Origin of the sequence: Actinoplanes sp. M2I2 (assembly GCF_023544445.1) — a bacterium.
Lineage (GTDB): Bacteria > Actinomycetota > Actinomycetes > Mycobacteriales > Micromonosporaceae > Actinoplanes.
In genome coordinates, this window is the sequence record NZ_JALPVJ010000032.1 from 32,487 (window position 1) to 42,571 (window position 10,085).

Here is a 10,085-nt window from a genome sequence, read left to right on the forward strand (position 1 = left end):
ACAGACGAATCGGGCATAGGGTGCCGGTTGTAGGTTTGTCCGTGCACCGATCAGGTCAGTGTGCAGCTCATCGTGCCGATGTCGGCACTCGCGTAGGCCTTGGCCACCGATTAGTCGCCTTGATTTGTCCCGCCCGACCTCGCTTGATGACCGGCCAGCACCTGCGCAAGGTGAAACTGGATGTCGCCCCGACTACGGAGCTTCGCAGGAACCTCGATGTTGAGTTCGTATCCGAGCTGCCTGAGCTTCGCCGGGACGAGGCGGCTGTCTGAGTCCAGATACTTGACGATCGCCTCAGCGCCCAGCAGCTGTCTGACAGCTGCAGCCGTCTCGCCCAAGTCCAATGGATACTGAATCCTGCCGCCCTTTCTGACTAGCCTGATTCTTGCTTGACCGCTGTCTATCTGAGCCGCCTCCTCAGAAGTCAATTTGCGAGCGAACAGTAACGCGCTCTTAAGCCCCGGCCGGCGGTCGACAACTTCCTGGCCAGGACCGATAATGACAAGCCTCGAAGAGCCGGAGGCGAGCGCGCCGACCTGACCGGGAGAGCCCTTGAAAAGCTTGTGGAGCTGCTGGAATACCGTCGCCATCTCGGCTGCCGCGTCCGTCACAAATTCCTCCGTCTCGTCACGTTACTTCTTGGTGGCCAAGATCGCCCGCTGGAATCTTTCGCCGAATGCTTTGTCACGAGCCACATCGGTGATGTTAACTTTTCCGGCTACACTGTGGACGATCGGAATGAATGACGCAATTAGATTTTCTGCCGCATTTGAATTCCATGCCAGATCTGCTATCGACTTGCACACTCTATGGATTCCTTTGGCATCTCGCGGGCTTTGCGCACCGGTCAACGAAAGACGGATGCCGGATAGCAGATGGAAACGCAAAGGTCCATAAGTCGACGGCAATCGGCGGTTCCGGAACAACCATTCAATCCGGTAAAAAGCCGCAGCGCTGACATAGTAAGGCAACGGGTCATGGTTTTCCTGGAAGATGAGATCGCCGTGTGACCTACGCAATTGGCTATAGACCCCGACGCCGACCATGCCGTTGATGAACATGGCGGCATAAGAACGGGCTAACTGAGATCGAGTCACGATCCGCGTCTTCGTTATCGTTCTGGCGGTGTACATCCCAGCCCGACGCTCGTAAAAAAGTCGGCGTTCGAGAGGCTGATGGGCGAAGTACGACTCCAGTGTGCGGTGGAACCTGGTGCGAGCAGCCAGATCGTCCTCGGTAACCGCCGTCTGCTGATTGGTGGCCTGCACAATGCGAGAGATGACCTCGTCGTCACTCGACTGAATGAGCCGGAGGCTGACAAATACGGAGTCGTCCAAAACGGCTCTCTGGTCGAACAGCACGTGACAGGTTTGGCAGCCGTTTACGACCTGGTAGTCGCGAATGTCAAATACATCGCCAGATGAGTCAACACGCTGGGCCACCACGGTCACCCCGTTATTAAGGACCGCGAACTCTCGACGGCCGATTTCGCTCTCCAGCGTGTGTCGAATCTCTGAGTTGACACGATTGTCGTACTGTTGGAAATCACGGACATTGTCCTCGAAGATTCCTCGTCGCATATTTCCGTTGTCGTCGGTCAGCAGGTTGTTGACGAGGTCTTTTGCTGGCAAGAGAGCGAGGAACGCCTGTTTGACGCCAGGAACCGGCGGCACGGTCACTTTGCGGGTCAAGGTGATCCGAGCGGAGGCTGCGGAGGCAGCTCGCTGGTCGAGACGGATAAGGTCTTGTGCGCCGACCGCCCTGACCTCGACGTCCCGGAACAGTTGCGTATCTGTCAAGCGCTTGGAGGCAGCCGAGCGTTTTGCTTCGAGATGGGCGTCCTTCGTCCACACGCCAGTGGTCACGTACCAAACACTGACCTTGGGCCGGCCGTCGCGAACCCGGCGCGGATCGTCGCAGACTGATCTTATTGAAACCCGCAAGTCTCGGATGTCGTCGGAGCAAGGGATCGCCATGTCAGCGGCGCTCGCGATCTGAATCAGATTGTCCGCGAGCTCAGTGAAGACGCTGCCCTCGAAATGTGTACCCCGTTTTGCCTGGACAATCACGATGTGCGCGTCGATGCTGCGGTGGTCCGCCATGATCTCTTTAACGTCGGCGGAGTCGGTTCGCAGCTCGTGATTCAACAGGATCGCGCGAGCGTCAATGCCTAGATCGCCACCTCGACCGGTGCGCAACTGGTCTGGATGGAAAGTTTCTTCGACGAACTGGCTGACCACGCAGTACGCCGCGAATGACTCGAACAGCTCGTCGTCCTTGAGCGCCTCCAGTCCGTATTCCTGCTGAAATCTGTCTACCTGACCTCGAACGAGATCCATCCTTGATCTCCGTTTCACCCCTGAAGCCGGTAACTTCGGAAGGTAACGGAGACGTCGCGCTAAGTCTATGACAACTTGGGCGCACCGTCGATGCCACAGCTGCACCCCGATGCGCATCGCCGTCAAGGACCGCAAGACCGCGTCCACTGGGGGATTGGTTCGTCAGCAGGTCAGCACCTGCGGTCAAAGCCGATCAAGACATGGCCGGTGAGACTTTGAACCTGCGTCACGGCCGCCAGCCTCGTTCCATCGACGTCGGACGAACCCTCTTCGACCCCGCCAAGCGCCACCAGCTCACCGGCCGACCACACGGACCCACCCGAGAAGGGAAGGATTCTGAAGAAAATTGGGATTTTCCCGATGTATTAAAATCACAGTTAAGATTTAAACGATCAACACACGAACCCATTGACTCTGAGTCGCAATGCCATTCGAGTACGTATTGCCAGCATGCTTTGCAGCGTACGGATTATTGGACATCATGACATGATCACGCTCGCCGATTAAGGCCTATCCTCGAATGGCTAATCAAGGCTGCGACCAAGCACGCTACGACAGCCATCAAGCGCAGTTGCTGCCGTTTGATTCACGAGCTTTCTGGCGGCCCGACTGGGATGCCCACGGTGCGCCGGGCCAAGTCTCGCGTGACAGGATTCGTGACTGCATTGCGATTTTCCCGTCAAAGATTTGACAATCCATGAGAAGCGTACACCTCTCCGGAGCACCGGCGGTGGGCAAGAATCGCATCGACTATGTCATAGCCAAATCTCTTTCACCTACTTGAGCCGGCCCCGAAATGACTTGGCCGGGCCCCGAAAAGATCGCGGCCGCGTCGCGGCGCATGTGGAGCGCGTCGGCGATGACGGGTACGTCCGCCAGGGCCACGACAGCAGGCGCACCGCAATCAGCACCGGTACGAGTCCGGCTTGTCACCTCCGATCGAGGCGCCGATTTCGTCACATCCGGCCCACAGAGAGTGGCCGGGGTCGATGTCAGCGGGCAAGCCGTCCACAATGGGGCCGCACACGATCAAGATCGTGTTTCTCCAGAGAAGGGTACCCACGCACCATGTCGTCACGCTCGTCGCGGCGGCGCCGACTGTCGGTGACCTCGACAGTCACAGCGCTGCTCACCGTCGGCGCGATCGGGTTGTCCGCGCCCACCCAGGCACGAACCCCCGCAGCCCCCGCAGCACCCGGCCCGTCCCCCGCCGCCCCCGACCGCACCGATCCCGTGGCCGTCGCTGCCACCCAGGCCCGCAAGCTTGGAGAAGCCGTCCCCGTCAGCTCGCTGACCAGCGAGTCGTCGACGACGTCGGTCGCCCCCGACGGCAAGCTCACCACCACCTACTCGTCGAGCCCGGAGCGCGTCCGGCAGAACGGGCAGTGGGTACCCATCGACACCACGCTGGTGAAGCGGCCGGACGGCAGCTACGCCCCGAAGGCGGCGATCACCGACGTGTCCTTCGGCGCCGGCGGCAGCAAGTCTCTCGTCACGCTCAAGGACGGCGACGCGTCTCTGCGCTTCGCCTGGCTCGCCGAGCTGCCCACCCCGAGCGTCTCGGGTGACACCGCGACCTACGCGAACGTCCGGCCCGACGTGGACCTGCAGGTCACCGCCGACGCCACCGGCTACTCCTCGATGCTCGTCGTGAAGAACGCGCGAGCCGCCGCCGACCCGGCCCTACGGAAGATCGATTTCGGGCTCTCCAGCACCGGCGTCACCATCTCCCCGACGGGTGACGGCGGCGCGGAGGCCGTCGCCCGGCGGACCGGCGAGACGGTGTTCCACACGAATACCGCCCTGATGTGGGACAGCAGTCCGGCGACGGCGGCGCAGACCACTGCCAAGAAGGAGACCGGGCGCTCCCGCATCGTCCAGGACGAGCGTCCCGGCCCCGGCCGGCTCGGCGGTCGCCGAGCCCAGGTGAAGGTCGGGATCGGCGGCGGCAAGCAGACGCTGACTCCTGACCGCGGCCTGCTGACCGCCAAGACGACCACCTTCCCGGTCTTCATCGACCCGGCCTGGACCGGCGCCAGGAGCCAGCAGAACTGGGCCCGCATCTCCAGTAACGGGTGGAACGTCTACAACTCCACCGCGAAGACCGGCGCGAACAGCGCCCGGATCGGCCTCGACGACTGGGTCGGCGGCGCCGGTGAACGCGCCAAGACGTACTACCAGATGGACACGTCCGGGGTGGCCGGGGCGGAGGTCTCCAAGGCGACGTTGTACGTCACCCAGCGCTGGGCGGCGTCCTGCTACAACACTTCCGCGGTGGTCTACGGGACGGCCATACCGAGCTCCTATACCGCTTCGGGCCTGTCCTGGGGGCACGAGCCGGCCAAGAAGACCGGGGTCCTCTCGACACTGTCCGGCCGGGAGACCGACTGCGGCACCAAGGACGTCCGGGTCACTCCGGCCTCCTTCGCGTTCAACGTCCTCAGTTACGTCAAGCCGAACGCCAAGGGCGGCGCCAAGAAGCTGAACTTCCTGGTGCAGGCGGCGAACATGGACGACAAGTACTCGTGGAAACAGCTCGGATACGGCGGCGGCGCCCGCCTTTCGATCGAGTACAGCTACCGGCCGAAGCTCTACAAGGGCGGTCTGCCGACGGTCACCCCGTCGATCTACGACATGGGCCGCTATCTGACCACGACGAACACCCCCACGCTGACCGCCAAGGGGAGCAACGGCGTACACAACGGCAGTCAGGAAAACGTCGCCATGCGGTACGAGTTCTACCGCGGGAGCCAGCTGATCGTCAGTAAGCAGACCGGCTTCAGCCAGTACGGCCAGCCCTGGACCATTCCACGGCTGCAGGACGGCGACTACCGGTGGCGGGCCAAACCCCAAAACCAGTCCAAGCTGTGGGGCGACGTCTGGACCGCCTGGCAGAACGTCACCATCGACACGGTCGCGCCGTGGGCGCCCAAGGTCAAGTCCACGCAGTTCCCACCCAAGCAACTGGGCGGCGCCTTCTCGGACAAGGGCACCTTCCAGATCACGCCGGACAAGACCGGCGGCCACAAGGACAACATCACCGGCTACCTGTTCTCGCTCGATGGTGACCTGAGCAATGTCACCTACAAGGCGCTGCCCGCCAATCAGCGGATCACCTGGACCACCGGCATCACCACACCGGTGCCGGGCAAGATCTACTACGCCAGTGCCGACAACGCGGCCGGCACCGGCACGGCTGTGCTCAACGGCAGCGCCGGCCCGCAGTTCACGCCCGGCACCTCGGGCGCGCACAAGCTGACCGTCAAGGCCGTCGACCAGGCCGGTTCGACGTCGCCACAGACCGCGTACGTCTTCTACGCCGGGCGCAGCACACCTACCTTCGCCACCGCCACCAAACTGGTCAACGGTGGAACTGCGACCAACACCGACGGCACGACCACGGTCGTACCGCCGGCTGCTGCCACCACCACCGGCAAGGTCGTCACCCAGGCCGGTGGCGGGGGCTTCTACTTCGGCGACGGTTTCCAGGCGGTGCTGTCGAACAACGGCACGGCGAAGGTGTCGAAGAATGACACGGTGACGTACTCGTTCAACGTGCCCTCGACCGGCCTGTGGGAGGTCGGCATCCACGTCACGACGGGAACCGCCAACGGCATCTACACACTTGTCTTCGACAAGGGCAAGCCGACCGCCAAGACCCTGCTGACCGGGTACGACACCTACACGAACCCGGCCGAGACGCGGTTCGTCAACTTCGGCGTCCTGCAGGACAGCACGGGCAAACCGATGACGCTCACCCAGGGCGTGCACACCCTCACGTTCACCATGACCGGCCTGAACTCGGCCTCGGCGGGCTACCAGTCGGGCATCGACCTGGTGCGGCTGGCGCCCATGCTCACCTGCCCGATCAACAACACGACGGCTTGTCTCAACAACACCGCTGTCAGCACCTTCACCGCGGGAACGAAGCCGGCCGTCACCGTGGCCGACGCGGACGGCGCGGGCGCCAGCTTCGAGGCCACCGACCTCAAGGCGGCCGGCTGGAATCCGGGCAGCACGATCACCGTCAACGGGGCAGCCGTCAAGCTGCCCGCGGCCTACGGCGCCGGAGCGAGCGACAACATGCTGGCATCCGGCCAGATCGTCACCGTGCCGGCCACCGGCGTCGTGAACAAGGGCAACGCGGTGGTCCTCACCGGCTTCGCCACGCACGGGCCGGTCCTCGGCGCGACCGGCACGATCACCTACGCGCAGGAGAGCTGCGGCATCAAGAGCCAGGCCTACACGCTCGACTCGAACGCCGACTGGACCAAAATCCCAGCCGGCGACACCGTGCTCGGGTTCTCGCGCTACAACAAGAGCAACGCCACCCAGGTGACCTCGCCGGTCGGGATCTTCGCCGTGAGCGTGCCGCTGCAGTGCCCTGGCGCCGTGGTGGAAAGCATCACTCTGCCGGTGGTATCGACCGTGGCCCAGGCCGGCGCAGCCGCCCTGCACTTCTTCGGCCTGGGCATCCGTCCGACCTCGATCACCGACTCGGCGCACTGGGTCGGCAGCTGGTCGACCGCCCAGGACACTGCGGCCGTTCTCACCAGCGCCGGCACGGCGGCCGGCCTCAACGGCCAGACGGTTCGCGTCCCGGTGCGGCTCAGTCTGGCCACCGGCGGCGACGCCCACAAGGTACGGGTCCGCCTGGCCAACAGCACCGGCAAGGCGCCGGTCACCTTCGGCGCGGCTTCGTTCGCGGTGCAGGACAGTGCCGGCGGCGCGGCCGCGGCGGCCACACCGGTCGCGCTGACCTTCAGCGGCGCGGCAAGCGTCACCGTGCCGGCCGGGGCTGACGTCGTCAGCGACCCGATTGCGCTGACCGTGCCAGAGTTGACCACGGCCCTGATCAGCCTCAAGGTGCAGGGCACACTCACGGCGCTGGCCGGGCACCGCGACGGCCGTACGCCGATCTGGACCAGCGCCACGGACGGCGCCGACCACACCCGGGAGCAGGCAGCGACGGGCTTCAGCAAGTCGACCATCGCGGGCTTGCCGTTCGTCACCGGCGTCGACGTCACGACATCGGCCACCAAGCCGGCCGGTGCTCTGGTGCTCTTCGGTGACCAGACGGTCAACGGGGACACGGCCACCGCCAACGGGGTCAGCCAGCTCGACAGCCAGCTGGCAGCCGCGCTGGCCGCGGCCCCCGACGGCGACCGAGTCGTGCCGTTCGGCGTCCTCAACCAGGGAACCGGGAGCGGCGGGAACCGGGCCCTGCTGCCTGCCGCCGTGGAGCGACTCACGGCGAACGCGAACGGGCAGGTCGACCGGCGGATCCTGAGCCAGCCCAACGTACGGACGGTATTGATCTCGTCCGGCTCGAGCGACCTGCTCACCTGTACCGGCACCGCCGACGCCTGCGCCACGCAGGTCAAGGACAAGCTGGTCGCGCTGGCCACGCAGGTGCAGGAATACCGGTCCGACGACACCCAGGTGCTGCCGGCCAAGGTGGGCGCGCCGAAGGTGTACGTGGCGACGCTGCCACCGTTCACCGCGAGCCACACCGCCGTCCAGGAAACCGCGCGAGAACTCGTCAACGCCTTCATTCTGGGCAGCGACGACAGCACGGTGCTGAGCGGCTACGCGGATGCGGCGATCGACTTCGCGGCCGCGGTCTCCACCGAGAGCTCCGCGACCTCGGACACTGTGCTGGCCGACTATCTGACCGGCTCGGCGCCGAACGATTTGTATTACGCGGCATTGGCTCAGCAGTACCTGGACGACTCGCCGTTCGGTGACCGGGCCGACGACTCCCAGACCGGTGGTACCGAACCGGATGCGGCGGCTGTCGGAGCCTGGCGTCTCGACGAGGGTACCGGTGACAATGCCAACGACGTGGGTTACGGCACCGGGCCCGACCGCGAGACCCATGACGCCTGGCTCAACCAGGTGAGCTGGAGCCCCAGCCGCCTGGTGGGCAAGGTGGCGGGCACCTTCAACGGCACGAGCAGCTACGGCCAGACCGACCTCAAGCCGAACACCACGAAGAGCTTCACGGTGTCGGCGTGGGTACGGCTCACGGACAAGTCCGCCGACCGCGCGGTCTTCACCCGCAACGCGGCCGGCTACGCGCCGCTGGTGCTCTTCTACCAGAAGTCGACCGACCGCTGGCTGGCCCAGGCCCCGTCCGCCCCAGCCGGCGACGCAGTGGTGTGGAACGACGCACTGTCGATCGAACCAGCGAAGGAGGACGTCTGGACTCATCTGGCCGCCGTTTACGACTCCGAGCTGGAATCCCTGACGCTGTATGTGAATGGGGTCGCTGAGACGTCGGTCGAGGAGGTCAAGCCGTTCAACGACGCGGACGGGGCCACCTGGATCGGCCGCAGCGGCAGCACGTTCTTCCAGGGCGACATCGCCGACCTCAAGGTGTGGGCCCGCTCGGTGAACCCCGACGAGATCGACGACGCGGCCGAGGCTGTGCCGCTGGTCGACTGGGAGTTCGAGGACGAGTCGACTCCAGGGGTGGCCGTGGACAGCACCGGGCTGGGCCACGACGGAGCCCTGTCGGCCGGGGTCACCTCGGCTGCGGGCCGCAGCGACTGGAACATGGTGAGCGCCAACCTGAACGGTACGAGCGGAGAGGTCACGTCCCCGGCGCTGCTGCGGACCGATCAGTCCTTCTCGGTGGCCGCCTGGGCCCGCCTCACCAAGACGGGCGGCGATTACACGGTGGTCGGCCAGGACGGCACGCAAACAGGCCGTTTCAAGCTGCAGTACGCACAGGCGTGCACGTGCTGGAACTTCGGCACCAGCAACACCGACGCTGCGTCATCAGCGGTCACGAAGGCCGACGGTCCGGGTAACGCCGAGGTAGGCGTGTGGACCCACCTGGCCGGCGTCCACGACGCCGGGGCGGGCGTGCTCAGGCTCTACATCAACGGTGCCGAGGCGGCGACGACGCCGCTCATGGCCACCGGCTGGAACGCGACCGGAGCCTTCGTGGCCGGCCGCACCCGCTCCGCCGGTCAGCCCTCCGGCTGGTTCCCCGGTGATGTAGACAGTGTCCGCGCCTACCAGGGCGTGGCCGCTCCCGAGCTGATCACCGAACTGAGCCAGGAACCGTAACGAGAAAGGGGTGGTGGCCGGCAACCGGCCACCACCCCTCACCACCGCTTGTCAGATTGACGAAGCACGACGATCGAGCCGGGCCCTCAGGTCTTCCTCGGGGTGGCGCCGCGATCAGCCGTCACGGGGATCGGACGATATTCGAGGCCCGCAACATCGGCCTGTTCGAGCGCAGCTTTCACTTCGTCGCCGATGAAGCTCAACTCGGCGAGACAGTTGTACGCGACTGATCACCGAACTGAGCCAGGGACCGTGACGAAAAAGAAGTGGTGGCCGGGAATCACCGATGCTCAGAGACCCACGGCCGAATCGCACCCCTGCGAAGGCTCATTTCGACAGTCGGTCGGCCTGTTGCTTCAATCGCTCCGCATGTTCGTCCCAGTCCGGGCCGAACGAGAGGAGATCCGCTGCCGCCTCTCTCAGCAGCCCCACATCACCGGGGCGCTGAAGACAAGCAAGGCGATAGGCAAGGTTACGAGCCCAGGGTGGCAACGCCGACCAGTCGTCACCCAGAATTTCCCGCAGCATCGCGACGATGTCGTCCGCCGTCGCGAACGTCACCTGCTCGATGAAATCGCGCGTCGCCTCGGAGGCCCGCCGGGCATCGGCATCATCGGTCGCCTGAATCAGGCTCCTGGTCACATCGGTGAGACTCGACATGAGCTTACC

At 64.8% G+C, this 10,085-nt stretch carries 4 protein-coding genes; 1 reads left to right on the forward strand and 3 read right to left on the reverse strand.

Annotated features, from left to right (window positions below):
* Positions 1-110 precede the first annotated feature (110 nt).
* Both HJC40_RS40875 and HJC40_RS40880 read right to left on the reverse strand, forming a co-directional pair.
* On the reverse strand, positions 111-611 hold the full coding sequence (locus tag HJC40_RS40875; protein WP_250009041.1) for a hypothetical protein: 501 nt from the start codon (positions 609-611) through the stop codon (positions 111-113).
* 21 nt (positions 612-632) lie between these two features.
* Complete coding sequence (locus tag HJC40_RS40880) at positions 633-2,339, reverse strand: AIPR family protein (RefSeq protein WP_250009042.1); 1,707 nt, start codon at positions 2,337-2,339, stop codon at positions 633-635.
* 1,068 nt (positions 2,340-3,407) lie between these two features.
* Here HJC40_RS40880 and HJC40_RS40885 point away from each other — a divergent pair.
* On the forward strand, positions 3,408-9,416 hold the full coding sequence (locus HJC40_RS40885; protein WP_250009043.1) for a LamG-like jellyroll fold domain-containing protein: 6,009 nt from the start codon (positions 3,408-3,410) through the stop codon (positions 9,414-9,416).
* 327 nt (positions 9,417-9,743) lie between these two features.
* Here the strand turns inward: HJC40_RS40885 and HJC40_RS40890 are convergent, their stop codons facing one another.
* Positions 9,744-10,076, reverse strand: coding sequence for a hypothetical protein (locus HJC40_RS40890; RefSeq protein WP_250009044.1), 333 nt, complete (start codon positions 10,074-10,076; stop codon positions 9,744-9,746).
* Between the last annotated feature and the right edge of the window lie 9 nt (positions 10,077-10,085).